We start from the raw sequence: 16,273 nt of genomic DNA, 5'->3' as shown, positions 1-16,273 counted from the left end.
CCCGGAGGAACGCTTTTCCTGCCGATGAGACGTGGCTGCCGCCATCCGGGTTGCCCGGCGACCGCCGATCGCCGGGGATAGGGTCGCTGGCACCAGTCAAGATCACCAGCGGAGGACCCGATGAGCCTCGACCGACCCGTCGCGCCGGACCCGTACGCGCTGCTCCCGACCGTTCCCGCGTTCCAGGTCACCTCGACCGACGTGGCCGACGGGCAGCCCCTGCCGCAGGCGCAGGTGTTCGAGGGCGGCAACACCTCGCCGCAGCTGTCCTGGAGCGGTTTCCCCGAGGGGACCAGGAGCTTCGTGGTGACCTGCTTCGACCCGGACGCCCCGACCCCGTCCGGCTTCTGGCACTGGGTCGCGGTGAACCTGCCGGTCTCGACCACCTCGCTGGACACCGGCGCGGGCGCGGGCGACGACTCGCTGCCCGGCGGCGCGTTCCACGTGCGCAGCGACTACGGCGCCCGCGCGTTCGGCGGCGCGGCCCCGCCCAAGGGCGACCACCCGCACCGCTACTTCTTCGTGGTGCACGCGGTCGACGTCGAGGCGCTGGACGTGGACGGCGACGCCTCGCCCGCCGTGGTCGGCTTCAACCTGGCGTTCCACACCCTGGCGCGGGCGATCATCACGCCGACCTACCAGCACTGAGCGGCGGGAACATCCGCCCGGACGAGAGGGTTGAGCAGGGCGTGAGGCACTTCGACCTGGTTGTCATCGGCACCGGCTCCGGCAACTCCATCGTGGACGAGGCGTTCGCCGCCTGGGACGTCGCGATCGTGGAGAAGGGCGTGTTCGGCGGGACCTGCCTGAACGTGGGCTGCATCCCGACGAAGATGTTCGTGCACACGGCCGACCTCGCGGCGGGTCCGGCGAGCGCGGCCCGCTTCGGCGTGGACGCCTCGCTCGACGGCGTGCGCTGGACCGAGGTGCGGGACCGGATCTTCGGCCGCATCGACCCGATCGCCGAGGGCGGCAGGCGGTGGCGCGAGACCGGCAGCGCGAACACCACCGTCTACAGCGGGACGGCCCGGTTCACCGGTCCGAAGACGCTCGACACCGGCACCGGCGAGACCATCACGGCCGACCGGTTCGTCATCGCGGCGGGCTCGCGCCCGGTCGTGCCGGACGTGCCGGGCCTGTCCGAGACCGGCTTCCACACCAGCGACACGGTGATGCGGCTGGACCGGCTGCCCCGGCGGATGGTGATCCTGGGCAGCGGGTTCGTGGCCACCGAGTTCGCGCACGTGTTCTCGTCGTTCGGCGTCGAGGTGACCCTGGTGGCCCGCTCCGGCGCGCTGCTGCGGGCCGAGGACGACGCGGTGTCGGCCCGGTTCACCGAGATCGCCTCGGCCAAGTGGGACGTGCGGCTGGACCGGCGCGCGGTGCGGGCCGAGCGGGTCGACGGGGTGGCGCGGCTGCACCTGGAGGGCCCGGACGGCCCCGAGGTCGTGGAGGCCGAGGAGCTGCTGGTCGCGGTCGGCCGCGAGCCGAACTCGGACCTGCTGGACGTCGCGGCGACCGGCGTGGCGCTGAACGACCGGGGCCGGGTGGCGGTCGACGAGTTCCAGCGCACCTCGGTGGAGGGGATCTACGCGCTGGGCGACATCAGCTCGGACTACCAGCTCAAGCACGTGGCCAACCACGAGGCCAAGGTGGTGCGGCACAACCTGCTGAACCCGGACGCGCCGATCGCCTCGGACCACCGGTTCGTGCCGTCGGCGGTGTTCTCGTCGCCGCAGATCGCCTCGGTCGGGCTGACCGAGCGGGACGCGGTGGCCAAGGGCGTGTCGTACGTGAGCGTCGAGCAGCCGTACGCGTCGATCGCCTACGGCTGGGCGATGGAGGACACCACCGGTTTCGTGAAGCTGCTGGCCGACCCGGTGACCGGGCAGCTGCTGGGGGCGCACGTGATCGGGCCGCAGGCGCCGACCGTGGTGCAGCCGCTGATCCAGGCGATGAGCTTCGGCCTGGACGCGCGGTCGATGGCCAAGGGGCAGTACTGGATCCACCCCGGAATGCCGGAGGTCGTGGAGAACGCGCTGCTCGCGCTGCCGCTCAAGGATTCGTAGGACCGGCGAGGCACGACGGGAGGCCCGGACCGCAGCGGTCCGGGCCTCCTGCCGTTCCGGGGTCAGATGGTGCGCGGCCGACCGGCGATGACGCCCAGCGCGACCAGCGCGACCAGGATCGCGGCGAGCACGTACATCGACACCGTCCACGCGCCGGTCACGTCGCGCAGCACGCCGAACGCGAACGGTCCGGCGGCCGAGATGAGGTAGCCGATGCTCTGCGCCATCGCGGACAGCCTCGCGGTGTCGGCGGCGGACTCGGTGCGCAGCGAGATGATCACCAGCGCGAGCGGGAACACGCACATGCCGGTGCCGATCAGCACCACCCACAGGCCGGGCGCGGCGGTGGGCGCGACGGCCAGGCCGAGGATGCCCGCGATGGACAGCGAGCCGAGCAGCACGACCAGCCAGGACTGCGAGCCCCAGCGGGTGGCCAGCGGCGGCACGATGAGGCTGACCGGGACGCCGAGCACCATGGTGATCGCGAGCAGCATCCCGGCGGTGGTCCGGTCGACGCCGGAGTCGGCCATGATCTGCGGCAGCCAGCCCATGACGGTGTAGGCGAGCAGCGACTGGAGGCCGAAGAAGACGGTGATCACCCAGGCCAGCGGGCTGCGCAGCACCGAGGTGCGGCGCTCCGGCGCGGGCTGGGCGCCTCGGGCGGGCGCGGCGACCGGGACGGCGGGGGCCGCGCCGTGGCGGGCGCTCGCGGACCACACCAGCAGGGCGGCCAGCGACAGCAGCGCCCAGGTGGCGGCGGCGAGCTGCCAGGAGCCGAGCGCGGTCTCCAGGGTCGGGGTCAGCGCGGCGCCCACGGCGGCCCCCGCGGCGAGCGCCGCCGTGTAGACGCCGGTCAGGAAGCCGACCTTGTCCGGGAACGACTCCTTCACCACGACCGGGATCAGCACGTTGCACACCGCGATGCCCGCGCAGGCGGTGAACGTGCCGCCGAGCAGCACGGCCGGGCCGTCCAGGACCCGCAGGACCAGGCCGAGGGTCAGCACGACCAGCGACGCGCCGACCGCGCGGGCCATGCCGAAGCGGCGGCCGAGCCACGGGGCGGCGAACGCGGCGACGCCGAAGCAGACGGTGGGCACGGCGGTCAGCAGGCTGGTCCACGCGGTGGTGGCGCCGAGCGAGGCGCGGACGTCGCCGAGCACGGAGGCCAGGCTCGTGACGGCGGGGCGCAGGTTCGCTGCGGCGAGCGCGACGCCGACCGCGAGGAGGGTGCTGCCGACCAGCGCGGCGCCCCGGTTCGGCCTCGGCGCGGACGCGGCGGCGGGCGCGCCTGCGAGAACGTCCACGGGGGCGTTCGCGAGCGCGACGGCGGAGGCCGGTGCGGCAGTCGTCGGATCAGCGGTGGTCTGATCAGCGGCTCCCGTGACCGGATGTGTTCCCACCGTCGCGTCGTCACCCGGATCGGTGGCAATGTGGACGGACACGGGGATTCGGTCTGGCGGGATTTGCTGGATCGACACTCGGTTACTATCGCAGACATAGGATGTTTGGATGAAAGGACGCCGCTGTGCCGTTGGCCACTACTCGACGAGCGGGCCTCGTCGACCAGGTGATCGACCAGATGAGGGGGGCGATCGCCAGCGGTGAATGGCCGGTCGGCCGGCGCATCCCCCCGGAGCCGGAGCTGGTGACGGCGCTGGGCGTGGGGCGCAACACCGTGCGCGAGGCGGTGCGGGCGCTGGCCCACGCCGGGTTGCTGGAGGTCCGCCAGGGCGACGGGACGTTCGTGCGCGCCACGAGCGAGCTGTCCGGGGCGGTGCGCAGGCTGTGCGGCAGCGAGCTGCGCGACGTGCTCCAGGTGCGGCGGACCCTGGAGGTCGAGGGGGCGCGGCTGGCCGCGACCCAGCGCACCGAGGAGGAGCTGGCCAGGCTGGAGGTCGCGCTCGCCGAGCGGGACGCCGCGCTGGTCGCGAAGGACTGGGAGCGGCTGGTCGAGCGGGACGCGCAGTTCCACGAGCTGCTGCTCCAGTGCTCGCACAACACCCTGCTGGCCGAGCTGTACCTGGGCCTGACCGAGGCGGTGCGGGCCAGCATCGACGCGACCGTGCGCACCGCGCCGGACGACGACGACCTGTCCCACGAGGGCCTGCTCCAGGCGATCCGCGACGCCGACCCGGCGCGGGCGGCGCTGGAGGCGGGCGGGTTCCTGGAGGAGCTGCTGGAGCGGCACGGGGAGTAGATCAAGTCCTCGAACGGGGGATCGCGCGACCGGGCGACAGGCGCGGCGCGCAGATCACCGTGACCCGAGCCCGCTCACCCCCGCTCGGGCAGCCACGCCGCCCAGGACTCCCGCAGCACCCGCGCCACGGCCCCGATCGCGGGCCGCCGGGCCGCCTGCGCGCGCCACACCGCGAACACCCGCCGGGTGGGCCGGGGCTCGAACGGGACCGCGCGCACGCCCTCCGGCAGCGCGCCCCTGCCCAGCCTGGGCAGCAGCGCCACCCCCACCCCGCGCTCCAGCAGCGCCAGCTGGGTCTCGTACTCGCCGACCCTGTGCGCCAGCAGCGGCTCGACGCCCTCCGCCCGGAACGCGTTGACCAGCCAGTCGTGGCAGATCGACCCCTCGGGCTGGCAGATCCACCGCTCCCCCGCCAGGTCCGCCACCCCGACCGCCTCCCGCCCGGCCAGCCGGTGCCCCGGCGGCAGCAGCACGTCCGCGTAGTCCTCGCCCAGCCGCGCCCGCGTCAGCGACTCGGGCACGGGCAGCGGCGCGTTCACCCAGTCGTGGGCCACGGCCAGGTCCAGCTCACCGCGCGCCACCGCGCCGATCGCCTCCGGCGGGTCCAGCTCGACCAGCCGCGCGTCCAGCTCGGGGTGCCGCACCGCCAGGTCCGCGAGCGCGGGTGGCAGCAGCCCGCGCGCGGCGGTGGCGAACGCGCCGATCCGCAGCTCCCCCACGACCTGCCCGCGCTGCCGCTCGAGCGCCACCTCGGCGCCCTCGACCAGGGCCAGCACCCGCTCGGCGGTGTCGGCGAGCAGCAGCGCGGCGTCGGTGAGCACGACCCCGCGCCCGCGCCGCTCCAGCAGCACCGCGCGGGTCTCCCGCTCCAGCTTGGTGATCTGCTGGGACACCGCCGACGGCGTGTACCCCAGCGCCGAGGCGGCGGCCCCGACCGAACCGTGCCGCGCCACCGCGTGCAGCGCCCGCAGGCGTCCCAGGTCGAGCATTCAGCAATGCTAAACCCTGCGTTTCAGAACTTAGCTCTGGTGCTAAACGATCGGGCGGGCTGAGACTGGCGGTCGTGAAACCAGCTCACTCCGCCGTCGCGGTGCTCGTCGCCGTGGTCTGGGGCGTCAACTTCGTCGTGATCAAGGTCGGCCTCGCCGAGTTCCCGCCGCTGCTGTTCTCCGCGCTCCGGTTCCTGCTCGCCGCCGTGCCCGCCGTGCTCTTCCTGGGCGGGCCGCGCGTGGCGTGGCGGTGGGTGTTCGGCGTGGGGCTGTCGCTGGGCGTGGTGAAGTTCGGCCTGCTGTTCACCGGGATGCACGCCGGGATGCCCGCAGGCCTGTCGTCGCTGGTGCTCCAGAGCCAGGTGGTGTTCACGCTGGTGCTGTCGGCGGTGGTGCTGCGCGAGCGCCCGCGCCCCGCGCAGGTGCTGGGCATGGCGGTGGCCACGACCGGGTTCGTGGTGATCGCGCTGGACTACCGGGTGTCGAGCCCGGTGTCGGCGCTGCTGCTGGTCGTGGGCGGCGCGGTCTCGTGGGGCGTGGCGAACGTGCTGACCCGCAAGGCCCAGCCGCCGGACTCGCTGCGGTTCATCGTGTGGGTGAGCGCCGTGGCCGTGCTGCCGCTGCTGGCGCTGTCGCTGCTGGTGGAGGGCCCGGAGGCGGACCTGGCGGCGCTGCGCGGGATGGACTGGGCGGGCGCCGGGTCGCTGCTGTTCGTGGCCTGGGTGTCGACGCTGCTCGGCTTCGCCCTGTGGGGCTTCCTGCTGCGCACCTACCCGGCGCCGCGCGTGGTGCCGTTCGCGCTGCTGGTGCCGGTGGCCGGGATGCTGTCCGGCTGGCTGCTGCTGGACGAGGAGGTCACCCCGGTCCGGCTCGGCGCGGCGGCGCTGGTGGTGGCGGGCATGGCGGCGGCCACGGTGACCCGCTCGCGCCGCCGCGCCGAACCGGTCGCGGAGGCCGTGCCGGTGTAGCCCCCGCTCACCCGATCGCGGGCGCCCCCGCGGGCGGCACGACGCGCAGCCCGCCCGGTGCGCCGCGCTCCAGCAGCGCCCGCACCGCGCCCGTGTCCAGGTGGTCCACCACCAGGTCCCCGAGCAGGTCCAGCTGCGCCTCGCGCCGCGCCGCGAAGTCCACGTCCGGGGCGACCTCGAACCCGTCCCGCCCGGACAGCCCGGCCACGTGCCGCAGGAACGCGCGCCGGAACCCGTTGTTCTCCAGCAGCCCGTGCCAGTGCGTGCCCAGCACCCGCCCGCGCGCCGCGCCCTCCACCTCGCCGCCGGGCAGCTCCACCAGCCCCGGCAGGTCGTCGGCGCGGCGCGCCACCCGGCCGTGGTGGATCTCGTACCCGGTCACCGGCTGCCCCAGCGCGACCCCGGACGGCCGGTGCAGCGCCTTCTCCGGCTCGAACACCACGTCCACGTCCAGCAGCCCGAGCCCCGGCACCGCGCCCGCGCCGGACTCCACCGGGTCGTCGATCGAGCGCGCCAGCATCTGGTACCCGCCGCACACCCCCAGCACCGGCCCGTCGTGCGCGGCGATCGCGTCGGCCAGCCCGGTGCGGCGCAGCCACGCCAGGTCGGACACGGTCGCCTTGGAACCGGGCAGCACCACCAGGTCCGCGTCGGCCAGCCGGGACGGCTCGGTCACGAACCGCACGGACACGCCCGGCTCGCAGGCCAGCGCCTCCACGTCGGTGGCGTTGGAGATCCGGGGCAGCCGCACCACGGCCACCCGCAGCCACTGCCGCCCCACCGGGGCCTGCGGCCTGCCGATCACCCCGTCGGCCGCGTAGGACAGCGAGTCCTCGGCGTCCAGCCACAGCTCCTCGCGCCACGGCAGCACCCCGTGCACCGGTCGCCCGGTCAGCTCGCGCAGCTGCCGCAGCCCCGGTTCGAGCAGCGCCGGGTCGCCCCGGAACTTGTTGACCACGAACCCGGCCACGAGCGCCTGGTCTGCCGGGTCGAGCAGCGCGAGCGTGCCGAACAGGTGCGCCAGCACCCCGCCCCGGTCGATGTCGCCGACCACCAGCACGGGCAGCCCGGCGGCGCGCGCCAGCCCCATGTTCGCGATGTCGGTGGCCCGCAGGTTGATCTCCGCCGGTGACCCGGCCCCCTCGCACACCACCGCCTCGTAGTCCGAGCGCAGCCCGGCCAGGGTGTCGAGCACGACGGTCATCAGCTCGGCCTTGCGCGCCCGGTAGGACATGGCGGACACCTCGCCCGCGACCTTCCCCAGCACCACCACCTGCGAGCTGCGGTCACCGCCGGGCTTGAGCAGCACCGGGTTGAACCGCACGCTCGGCTCCAGCCCGCACGCGGCGGCCTGCACCGCCTGCGCGCGGCCGATCTCGCCGCCGTCCGGGGTGACCGCGGAGTTGTTCGACATGTTCTGCGCCTTGAACGGCGCGACCCGCACGCCCTCCCGCGCCAACCACCGGCACAGGCCTGCCACGAGGACGCTCTTGCCCGCGTCCGACGTGGTCCCGGCCACCAGCACCGCACCAGTCACAGCCGCACCCCTCCACCGGCGCCCGAGGGCTGCCATCATCCTGGTCATGGTCGACACGCCCGCCACCGCGGTCCTGCTGCACAGCCCGTTCCTGGGACCCGCCAGCCTCGCCCCGCTCGCCGACGCGCTCGCCGCGCTCGGCAGGCCGGTGCTGCCGCTGGACGTGCGGGTGACGGTCAACGCCGCGCCCGTGCACCAGCGGATCATCGGCGTGCTCACCGACGCCGTCGAGGACTCCGGGGTGACCGGGGACCTGGTCCTGGTCGGTCACAGCGGCGCGGGCCCGCTGCTCCCCGCGTTCGCCGAAGCGCTGGAGGAAGCCCCCGTCACCGGTCTGGTCTACCTCGACTCCGACCTGCCCACCCCCGGCCGCAGCTGGCGCGACACCGCGCCCGCCGAGCTGTTCTCGGCGCTGAAGGCGGCCTCGCGCGCCGGGCTGCTCCAGCGCTGGGACCGCTGGTTCGGGCCCGACGAGATCGCGGGCCTGGTGTCGGACCCGGACCTGCTGGCCGAGATCACCGCCGAGGCCCCGGAGGTGCCGCTGGCGTTCCTCAAGGAGCCGCACCCGACGATCGAGTGGACCGGCCCGCAGGCGCTGCTGCGGCTGAGCCCCGCCTACGACGAGGCGTGCGCCCAGGCCGCCGCGCTGGGCTGGCCGGTGCGCGAGCTGGACCTGCACCACCTGGCCGCCGCCACCGACCCGGAGCCGGTGGCGCTGGCGCTGGCGGACCTGCTGGACCGGTTGGGCCGCTGACCGCCCGGTCGGGCCGCGCCCGGCGGCCCGACCGGGGCGCGGTCAGCAGGTGGTGAGGATCTCCGCGCCCTCGTCGGTGACGACGAGGGTGTGCTCGAACTGCGCGGTCCAGCTCTTGTCCTTGGTGGTGACGGTCCAGCCGTCGTCCCACATCTCGCCGTCGGCGCCGCCGAGGGTGATCATCGGCTCGATCGTGAAGGTCATGCCGGTCTCGATCACCGTGGGCACGTGCGGCGCGTCGTAGTGCAGCACGATCAGGCCGTTGTGGAACGTGCGGCCGATGCCGTGGCCGGTGAAGTCGCGCACCACGCCGTAGCCGAAGCGGTTGGCGTAGGCCTCGATGACCCGGCCGATCACGTTGAGCTGGCGGCCCGGCTTGACCGCCTTGATCGCGCGCATCGTGGCCTCGTGGGTGCGCTCGACCAGCAGCCGCACCTCCTCGGCCGCCTCGCCCGCGATGAAGGTGGCGTTGGTGTCGCCGTGCACTCCCCCGATGAACGCGGTGACGTCGATGTTGACGATGTCGCCGTCCTCGACCACGGTCGAGTCGGGGATGCCGTGGCAGATGACCTCGTTGAGCGAGGTGCAGCAGGACTTGGGGAAGCCCCGGTAGCCGAGCGTGGACGGGTAGGCGCCGTGGTCGCACAGGAACTCGTGGGCGATCGCGTCGAGCCGGTCGGTGGTGACGCCGGGCACGACGGCCTTGCCCGCCTCCTGCAGCGCCTGGGCGGCGAGCCTGCCCGCGACGCGCATGGCCTCGATCACCTCGGGCGTCTGCGCCCACGGGTCGGTGTTGCGCTGCGGGGCTGGGCGGTCGACGTACTCCGGCCGCTCGATGTGCTCGGGGACGGGGCGCCTGGGGGACTGCGTCCCAGGCTTCAGGACGGCGCGCACGGACATGCGCACCACACTACGACGCCGCCCGGAACGGCGGCGGGCGTGGTCCGGCGGCCCGGCCCCCGGACCGGGACCGTCACCCGATGGCCTTCAGGAACCGCCCGGTGGCGTCCACGGCGGGCGTGGAGGCGTTGGCGCCCAGCAGCAGGGTCGCGAACGCGACGTCGCCCCGGTAGCCGACGAACCAGCCGTGCGAGTTGACCCCGTCGCCGTACTGGGCGGTGCCGGTCTTGCCGCGCACGTCGCCGAGGCCGCGCAGCTGGGTCGCGGTGCCGGACTCGACCACCTCGCGCATCATCGCCCGCAGCGGCTCCAGCACGGCGGCGGACGGCGCGGGCGGCTGCCGGTCGGCCTTGGTGGCCTGCTCGCGCATCAGCGTCGGGGTGGGCACCGTGCCGCCCGCGGCGGTCGCGGCGACCAGGGCCATGCCGAACGGGCTCGCCACCACCTTGCCCTGCCCGAACCCGTCCTCGGCCCGCTCCACCACGTCGGACGCCTCGGGCGCCGAGCCGGTGATGGTGGTGATCGCCGGGATGTCGAAGTCCACGCCGAGGCCGAACGACGCGGCCTGCTCGGTGAGCGCGGCGGCGGGCAGCTCGGCGGCGAGCTGGGCGAAGGTGGTGTTGCAGGAGAACGCGAACGCGGACCGCAGCGGGATCGTGCCCTTGTCGAACTCCTTGTCGTTGGGCACGATCCGGCGGCCGTCGATGGTGGTCTTGCCGGGGCAGGGCAGCGGGGTGTCCGCGTTCGCCTTGCCCGCCGCCATGGCCGCCGCCGCCGTGACGATCTTGAAGGTGGAGCCGGGCGGGAACTGGCCGGTGAGCGCGATCGCGCCCTGCTCGTCGGCGGGGCCGTTCTGCGCCACGGCCAGCACCTCGCCGGTGCCGACCCGCAGCGCCACCAGCATCGCGGGCTGCGCGATCGGCTCCAGCGCGTCCTCGGCGGCGTCCTGCGTCCGGCGGCTGAGCGTGGTGGGCACGGCGTGCGCGGGCTCGGGCTGCTGGTCGAAGAGCGTCTCGACCTCCTGCCCGGAGGAGTTGGCGGTGTAGACCCGGAACCCGGCCTCGCCCGCGATGGTGTCCTCGACGGACTTGCGGATCGCGGGCAGCACCTGCGAGCCGTAGGCGCGGGACGGGGCGAGCAGGCTCACCTGGCTGGTGAAGCGGACGCCGGGCAGCTCGTAGATGGCGGGCTTGACCGACTGGTAGTCGGCGTCGCGCAGCGCGGCCACGAGGTACGACTGGCCCTCCGGGACGGCGGCGGCGCCGTCGGCGACGGTCTTCGCGGTGATCTTGTCGTCGAACCGGGACAGCGCGGCGGCCAGCGAGTTCGCGACCGCGTTCACGTCCCCGGCCTCCTTCGGGCTCAGCAGCACCGAGACCACCGTTTCGGGTGACATCAGCGGGGTGCCGTCCCGGTCGAGCACGGGGGCGAGCGCGGGCTTCACCTCGGTGAACCCGAGCGACTGCTGCGCGCCGAGCTTCGGGTGCACGACCGAGGGCGCCCAGTGCACCTTCCAGTCGTCGGCCTCGCGGCGCAGCTCGACCGAGGTCCGGTACTTCCACCGGTGCTCGTTGGGCAGCTGCCACTCCAGGGTGGCGGCGGCGGGCGCGGTGCTGCCGCTCTGGTCGCCGACCTCGTCCACGGACGTGGTCAGCCCGGTGGCCCCGAGCGCGCCGCGCACCTTGTCCAGCAGGTCCTTGGCGGACGCCGGGTCGTCGGTGAGCTTCGAGGCGCCCTCGGTGTCGCCGGAGGCCACCTTGGACAGGAAGTCGCCGAGCGCGTCGCCCGGCCCCGGCTTGGACGTGAAGAGCCCGCACCCGGAGAGCAGCAGCAGGACGCACACCGGACCGGCCAGCTTGGGCAGCAGCACCACCGCAGTATGCCCCCGGATCAGAAGAGCACGGTCGCGTACTGGCCCACCTGCGTGAAACCGATCTTGCGGTACGCGGCGCGGGCGGGGCTGTTGTAGCCGTTGACGTACAGGCTCGCGGTGCGCCCGAGGCCCCGGACGAGCCGGTCGGCCACGGCCGCCGTGCCCGCCGCGCCGACGCCGTGCCCGCGCCGGTCCGGCCGCACCCACACGCCCTGGATCTGGCCGACCTGCCGGGACATCGCCCCGATCTCGGCCTTGAACACGACCTCGCCGTTCTCGAACCGGGCGAACGCCCGCCCGGACGCGATCAGCTCGGCCACCCGCGCCCGGTAGCCCGCGCCGCCGTCCTCGGCGCACGGGTCGACGCCGACCTCCTCCACGAACATGGCGATCGCGGCGGGCAGGTAGCGCTCCAGCTCGGCGGGCCGCACCGGTCGCACCAGCGGGTCCGGGCGCACCGACGGCGCGCCGCCCATGGCGAGCAGCGGCTGGTCGGCGCGCACCTCGCGGGCCGGGCCCCAGTCGCGCTCCAGCTCCTCCCACAGGCCGATGACCTGCTCGGCGGGCCCGACCAGCGAGGAGCACGTGCGCCCCCGCCGCCTGGCCCGGTCGGCGAAGCCGCGCAGCGCGGCCTGGCCCCCGGACAGCGGGATCAGGTTCGGACCCGCGAAGCACAGGGCGTCCACGCGACCGCCGCGCAGCGCCCGGTGGTCGAACGACCAGACCTCACCGCCCAGCCGCCACGGGTCGAGCCCCACGGACTCCACCCGCGCGGCGACCATGCAGGACGCCACCGGGTCGGCGGCGAGCGCCGCCAGCACCCCGGTGAGCTCCCGGTCGTCGAGCACCCTCGCTCCGGCAAGCCTCAGCACACGGCCAAGCCTGCCAGACAACGAGCCGGAGCGGGGTGCCCGCCACCCGCTCAGCCGACCGTGACGACGGGCTCGCCCGAGCCCTCGGTCTCGCCGACCTCCTCGGCGATGCGCATCGCCTCTTCGATGAGGGTCTCCACGATCAGGTGCTCGGGCACGGTCTTGATGACCTTGCCCTTGACGAAGATCTGGCCCTTGCCGTTGCCGGAGGCCACGCCGAGGTCGGCCTCGCGGGCCTCGCCGGGGCCGTTGACGACGCAGCCCATGACGGCGACGCGCAGCGGCACCTCCATGCCCTCCAGACCGGCGGTGACCTGCTCGGCGAGGGTGTAGACGTCCACCTGGGCCCGACCGCAGGACGGGCAGGAGACGATCTCCAGCTTGCGGGGGCGCAGGTTCAGCGACTGGAGGATCTGGTTGCCGACCTTGACCTCCTCCACCGGCGGGGCGGACAGGGAGACCCGGATCGTGTCGCCGATGCCCTGGCGCAGCAGCGCGCCGAAGGCCACGGCGGACTTGATCGTGCCCTGGAAGGCGGGACCGGCCTCGGTGACGCCCAGGTGCAGCGGGTAGTCGCACTGCTCGGCGAGGATCTCGTAGGCGCGCACCATGACCACGGGGTCGTTGTGCTTGACGGAGATCTTCAGGTCGTGGAAGTCGTGCTCGGCGAAGAGCGAGGCCTCCCACAGCGCGGACTCGGCGAGGGCCTCGGGGGTGGCCTTGCCGTGCTTGGCCATCAGGCGCGGGTCGAGCGAGCCCGCGTTGACGCCGATCCGGATGGGGGTGTTGTGGTCGCGGGCCGCCGCGGCGATCTCCTTGACCTTGTCGTCGAACTTCTTGATGTTGCCGGGGTTGACCCGGACCGCCGCGCAGCCCGCCTCGATGGCGGCGAACACGTACTTCGGCTGGAAGTGGATGTCCGCGATCACCGGGATCTGGGACTTCTTCGCGATGGCCGCGAGCGCGTCGGCGTCGTCCTGCGAGGGGCAGGCGACCCGGACGATGTCGCAGCCGGACGCGGTCAGCTCCGCGATCTGCTGGAGGGTGCCGTTGATGTCGGCGGTGACCGTCGTGGTCATGGACTGCACCGACACCGGGGACTCGCTGCCGACGCCGACCGACCCGACCTTGAGCTGGCGGGTCTTGCGCCGCTCGGACAGGACGGGAGGCGGCAGCGCAGGCATACCGAGCATGACGCCGTCAGTCATGGGACAAGCACCTTTCGGGGAGGCACATCAGGGGAGCCGGATGGGGTTGACGATGTCCGCGGTGATCGTCAGCAGCGTGATCGCGCCGCCGACGAAGATGGCGAAGTAGGTCAGCGGCAGCAGCCGCAGGTAGTTCACCGGGGGGCCTGCGGGCTTGCCGCGCAGCTTGCGGACCCAGTCCCGCACCCGCTCGTACAGGTTGACGGCGATGTGGCCGCCGTCCAGCGGGAGCAGCGGCAGGAGGTTGAACACACCGATGAAGAAGTTCAGGCCGGCCAGCATGAGCCAGAAGAAGTGCCACAGGCCGGCGCTGACCGCGTCGCCGCCGAGGATGGACGCGCCGACCACGCTGACCGGGGCCTCCGGGTCGCGCTCGCCGCCGCCGATGGCCTTGATGACCATGGGGATCTTCTCGGGGAACTTCATCAGGCCGCGCCAGGTGTTGGCGAACATGTCGCCGGTGTACTTCGTCGCGCCGCCGACGGCGGTGAGCGCGTTGTACTCGTACAGCCTGGACTTGGCGACGCCGATGACGCCCACGGTGTCGACGTGGGTGGAGCCGTCGGCGCGGCGCAGCTCGCGCTCGACCTGCGGGATGTCGATGGTCAGCTTGACCTCGTCGTCACCGCGCAGGACGACGACCTCGGTGGGGCCGCTGCTCTTCTGGATGCGCTTCTGGACCTCGGTCCAGGTCGCCAGGCGGTCGCCGCCGACCGCGACGATCCGGTCGCCCTGCTGCACGCCCGCGCTGACGCCCGGCGTCGGGTCGCTCGGCGCGCAGGCCGGGTTCTCCTTCTTGGCCTCGGCGGCGGTGGCGGGCACGCACTGCGAGACCTTCGACACCACGGCCTCGTCCCGGATGTCCGGCAGGCCGATCGTGGCGGCCATCGCGTACAGCACGACGAAGCCGACGATGAAGTGCGTGATGGACCCGGCGGAGAGCACGACGACGCGCTTCCAGGTCTTCTGCCGGTAGAAGGCGCGCTTCTCGTCCTCGGGCGGCAGCTCGTCGAGCGCGGTCATGCCGACGATCTCGCAGAAGCCACCGGCCGGGATGGCCTTGAGGCCGTACTCGGTCTCACCCCTGCGCGTCGACCAGATGCGCGGGCCGAAGCCGATGTAGTACCGGGTCACCTTCATGCCGAAGGCCTTGGCCGTTGCCAGGTGTCCCAGCTCGTGCAGCGCGATCGAAATGCCGATGAGCAGCGCGAACAGCACCACACCCAACACGAACGCCACGGTCAGTCCCTCCCAGACCCCACCGAAGTGGCCACCAGTTCCCGCGCCCTCGTCCGAGCCCAGCGCTCGGCTTCGAGGACCTCGGCGACGTCGGCGGGGTCGTGTGCCCAGCCGTCCGCCTCGTCCAGCACCCGCTCCACGGTGTCGACCACGGAGAGGAACGACGTCGCGCCGACGAAGAAGGCGGCGAGCGCCTCCTCGTTGGCCGCGTTGTAGACGGCGGGCAGGCAACCGCCCGCCGTGCCCGCGCGCCTGGCGAGCCGGACCGCCGGGAACGTGTCGTCGTCCAGCGGCTCGAACGTCCACGCGGTCGGCTCTTTGAAAGTACACGCGGCGGCGGCGCCGGGGACGCGGTCGGGCCAGGACAGGCCGAGCGCGATGGGCAGCCGCATGTCGGGCGGGCTGGCCTGGGCGAGGGTGGAGCCGTCGGTGAAGGTGACCATGGAGTGGATCACCGACTGGGGGTGCACGACGACGTCGATCCGGTCGTAGGGCACGCCGAACAGCAGGTGCGCCTCGATCAGCTCCAGGCCCTTGTTGACCAGGGTGGCCGAGTTGATGGTGATCACGTTGCCCATCGACCAGGTCGGGTGGGCCATGGCCTGCTGGACGGTGACGTCCGCCAGGTCGGCGCGCTTGCGCCCCCGGAACGGCCCGCCGGACGCGGTGAGCACGAGCCGGTCGACCTCGTCGGCGCGACCGCCGCGCAGGCACTGGGCGAGCGCGGAGTGCTCGGAGTCGACCGGGACGAGCTGGCCGGGCTTCGCGGCGGAGAGCACCAGCGGGCCGCCCGCGATCAGCGACTCCTTGTTCGCGAGCGCGAGGGTGGCCCCGGACGCGAGCGCGCGGAGGGTGGGTTCGAGGCCGATCGAGCCGGTGATGCCGTTGAGCACCACGTCGGCGGGCGCGGCGTCGACGAGGTCGCTCGCGGCGTCCGGGCCGGTCAGCAGGCGGGGCCTGCGGTGGTCGGCGGGCGCGAGGCCGCGGCGGGCGACCTCGGCGTCGTAGGCGAGGGCGAAGTCCTCGGCCGAGTCGGGGCGGGCCACGGCGACTGCCTCGACGCCGAAGTCCAGGGCCTGCGCGGCCAGCGCCGCGAGGTCCGCGCCGCCCGCGGACAGACCCGCGACGGCGAACTGGTCGCGCCTGGTGGAGATCACGTCGAGCGCCTGGGTGCCGATCGACCCCGTGGACCCGAGTACCAGGACCTTGCGTGGTGTGCTCATCGAAACCCATTGTTCCGGAGCAGGGCGCGGAGACCGAACAGCGGTACCTTAATAACAGAATGGTAACAGACGAATGATGTCACCCGTCCGAGGGCACTCCTGCACCGAGCACCTGACGGGACGGAAGCGTCGGGTCACACAGGCAGAGGAGAGCAATCGTGGGCATCTTGGGTTGGATCGTCCTTGGCCTGATCGCTGGGGCCATCGCCAAGGCGGTCATGCCGGGTCGCGACCCTGGTGGCATCATCGTCACGATCCTGATCGGCATCGTTGGCGCGATCCTCGGTGGCTTCATCGGCAGCGCCGTGTTCGGAACCGGGCTCGGGAACTTCTTCGACCTCAGCACCTGGCTGCTGGCCATCCTCGGCTCCGTGGTCCTGCTGGGGATCTACCGCCTGGTGACCGGCCGTCGCGCGAGGGCCTAGGGCCCGGCTCCGCGCGCGC

The 16,273-nt window shown here is 73.5% G+C and carries 15 protein-coding genes; 6 read left to right on the top strand and 9 right to left on the bottom strand.

Going from position 1 to position 16,273, the window contains the following annotated elements:
* The first annotated feature begins 120 nt into the window (after nt 1–120).
* Nucleotides 121–648, top strand: a complete 528-nt coding sequence (locus LV78_RS09985; RefSeq protein WP_253844572.1) for a YbhB/YbcL family Raf kinase inhibitor-like protein — start codon at nt 121–123, stop codon at nt 646–648.
* A gap of 41 nt (nt 649–689) precedes the next feature.
* Nucleotides 690–2,069 carry a mycothione reductase gene (locus tag LV78_RS09980; RefSeq protein ID WP_253844571.1) on the top strand — a complete coding sequence of 460 codons (1,380 nt, stop codon included), beginning with the start codon at nt 690–692 and terminating at the stop codon, nt 2,067–2,069.
* A 62-nt stretch (nt 2,070–2,131) separates the two neighbouring features.
* On the opposite strand, the gene LV78_RS09975 is transcribed toward LV78_RS09980, so the two are convergent.
* Entirely contained in the window at nt 2,132–3,511 is a 1,380-nt protein-coding gene (locus LV78_RS09975; protein ID WP_372494838.1) for an MFS transporter, read from the bottom strand.
* Between the two features lie 83 nt (nt 3,512–3,594).
* Here LV78_RS09975 and LV78_RS09970 point away from each other — a divergent pair, with 83 nt between their 5' ends.
* Complete coding sequence (locus LV78_RS09970; protein ID WP_253844569.1) at nt 3,595–4,266, top strand: FadR/GntR family transcriptional regulator; 672 nt, start codon at nt 3,595–3,597, stop codon at nt 4,264–4,266.
* Between the two features lie 74 nt (nt 4,267–4,340).
* Here LV78_RS09970 and LV78_RS09965 read toward each other — a convergent pair whose 3' ends face one another.
* Nucleotides 4,341–5,255, bottom strand: coding sequence for a LysR family transcriptional regulator (locus LV78_RS09965; RefSeq protein WP_253844568.1), 915 nt, complete (start codon nt 5,253–5,255; stop codon nt 4,341–4,343).
* 74 nt (nt 5,256–5,329) lie between these two features.
* On the opposite strand from LV78_RS09965, the gene LV78_RS09960 reads away from it, so the two are divergent.
* Nucleotides 5,330–6,223: an EamA family transporter gene (locus tag LV78_RS09960; RefSeq protein WP_253844567.1), complete on the top strand. Its 894-nt coding sequence runs from the start codon at nt 5,330–5,332 to the stop codon at nt 6,221–6,223.
* Nucleotides 6,224–6,230: 7 nt separating this feature from the next.
* Here LV78_RS09960 and LV78_RS09955 read toward each other — a convergent pair whose 3' ends face one another.
* Nucleotides 6,231–7,796, bottom strand: a complete 1,566-nt coding sequence (locus LV78_RS09955; protein WP_253844925.1) for a cobyric acid synthase — start codon at nt 7,794–7,796, stop codon at nt 6,231–6,233.
* A gap of 10 nt (nt 7,797–7,806) precedes the next feature.
* Between LV78_RS09955 and LV78_RS09950 the strand changes: the two genes are divergently transcribed.
* The gene (locus tag LV78_RS09950) at nt 7,807–8,514 is read left to right on the top strand and encodes a hypothetical protein (protein WP_253844566.1); all 708 of its coding nucleotides are present in this window, start codon (nt 7,807–7,809) and stop codon (nt 8,512–8,514) included.
* Between the two features lie 42 nt (nt 8,515–8,556).
* Here LV78_RS09950 and map read toward each other — a convergent pair whose 3' ends face one another.
* The 6 genes from map to dxr all read right to left on the bottom strand — a co-directional run bounded on the left by map (nt 8,557) and on the right by dxr (nt 15,829).
* Nucleotides 8,557–9,414, bottom strand: a complete 858-nt coding sequence (gene map / locus LV78_RS09945; RefSeq protein WP_253844565.1) for a type I methionyl aminopeptidase — start codon at nt 9,412–9,414, stop codon at nt 8,557–8,559.
* A gap of 73 nt (nt 9,415–9,487) precedes the next feature.
* Nucleotides 9,488–11,284 carry a penicillin-binding transpeptidase domain-containing protein gene (locus LV78_RS09940; protein WP_308208694.1) on the bottom strand — a complete coding sequence of 599 codons (1,797 nt, stop codon included), beginning with the start codon at nt 11,282–11,284 and terminating at the stop codon, nt 9,488–9,490.
* 20 nt (nt 11,285–11,304) lie between these two features.
* On the bottom strand, nt 11,305–12,159 hold the full coding sequence (locus LV78_RS09935) for a GNAT family N-acetyltransferase (RefSeq protein WP_253844563.1): 855 nt from the start codon (nt 12,157–12,159) through the stop codon (nt 11,305–11,307).
* A 50-nt stretch (nt 12,160–12,209) separates the two neighbouring features.
* Nucleotides 12,210–13,343 (bottom strand): flavodoxin-dependent (E)-4-hydroxy-3-methylbut-2-enyl-diphosphate synthase, encoded by a 1,134-nt coding sequence (gene ispG, locus LV78_RS09930; protein WP_372494858.1) that lies wholly within the window; start codon nt 13,341–13,343, stop codon nt 12,210–12,212.
* 51 nt (nt 13,344–13,394) lie between these two features.
* Nucleotides 13,395–14,606, bottom strand: coding sequence for a M50 family metallopeptidase (locus LV78_RS09925; protein ID WP_253844561.1), 1,212 nt, complete (start codon nt 14,604–14,606; stop codon nt 13,395–13,397).
* A 2-nt stretch (nt 14,607–14,608) separates the two neighbouring features.
* Nucleotides 14,609–15,829 (bottom strand): 1-deoxy-D-xylulose-5-phosphate reductoisomerase, encoded by a 1,221-nt coding sequence (gene dxr / locus LV78_RS09920; RefSeq protein WP_253844560.1) that lies wholly within the window; start codon nt 15,827–15,829, stop codon nt 14,609–14,611.
* Between the two features lie 158 nt (nt 15,830–15,987).
* Between dxr and LV78_RS09915 the strand changes: the two genes are divergently transcribed.
* Nucleotides 15,988–16,254, top strand: a complete 267-nt coding sequence (locus LV78_RS09915; RefSeq protein ID WP_015804585.1) for a GlsB/YeaQ/YmgE family stress response membrane protein — start codon at nt 15,988–15,990, stop codon at nt 16,252–16,254.
* Nucleotides 16,255–16,273 lie beyond the last annotated feature (19 nt).

The sequence above is a fragment of the Actinosynnema pretiosum genome (assembly GCF_024171695.1).
Classification (GTDB): Bacteria; Actinomycetota; Actinomycetes; order Mycobacteriales; family Pseudonocardiaceae; genus Actinosynnema; species Actinosynnema pretiosum.
This window is presented reverse-complemented; position numbering and strand designations above follow the sequence as displayed.

What these genes read in the sequence shown, in the direction of transcription:
- LV78_RS09955 (WP_253844925.1), bottom strand. Translation starts at nt 7,796, where the DNA reads ATGGCAGCCCTCGGGCGCCGGTGGAGGGGTGCGGCTGTGACTGGTGCG.
- LV78_RS09950 (WP_253844566.1), top strand. Translation starts at nt 7,807, where the DNA reads ATGGTCGACACGCCCGCCACCGCGGTCCTGCTGCACAGCCCGTTCCTG.
- map (WP_253844565.1), bottom strand. Translation starts at nt 9,414, where the DNA reads ATGTCCGTGCGCGCCGTCCTGAAGCCTGGGACGCAGTCCCCCAGGCGC.
- LV78_RS09965 (WP_253844568.1), bottom strand. Translation starts at nt 5,255, where the DNA reads ATGCTCGACCTGGGACGCCTGCGGGCGCTGCACGCGGTGGCGCGGCAC.
- LV78_RS09985 (WP_253844572.1), top strand. Translation starts at nt 121, where the DNA reads ATGAGCCTCGACCGACCCGTCGCGCCGGACCCGTACGCGCTGCTCCCG.
- dxr (WP_253844560.1), bottom strand. Translation starts at nt 15,829, where the DNA reads ATGAGCACACCACGCAAGGTCCTGGTACTCGGGTCCACGGGGTCGATC.
- ispG (WP_372494858.1), bottom strand. Translation starts at nt 13,343, where the DNA reads ATGCCTGCGCTGCCGCCTCCCGTCCTGTCCGAGCGGCGCAAGACCCGC.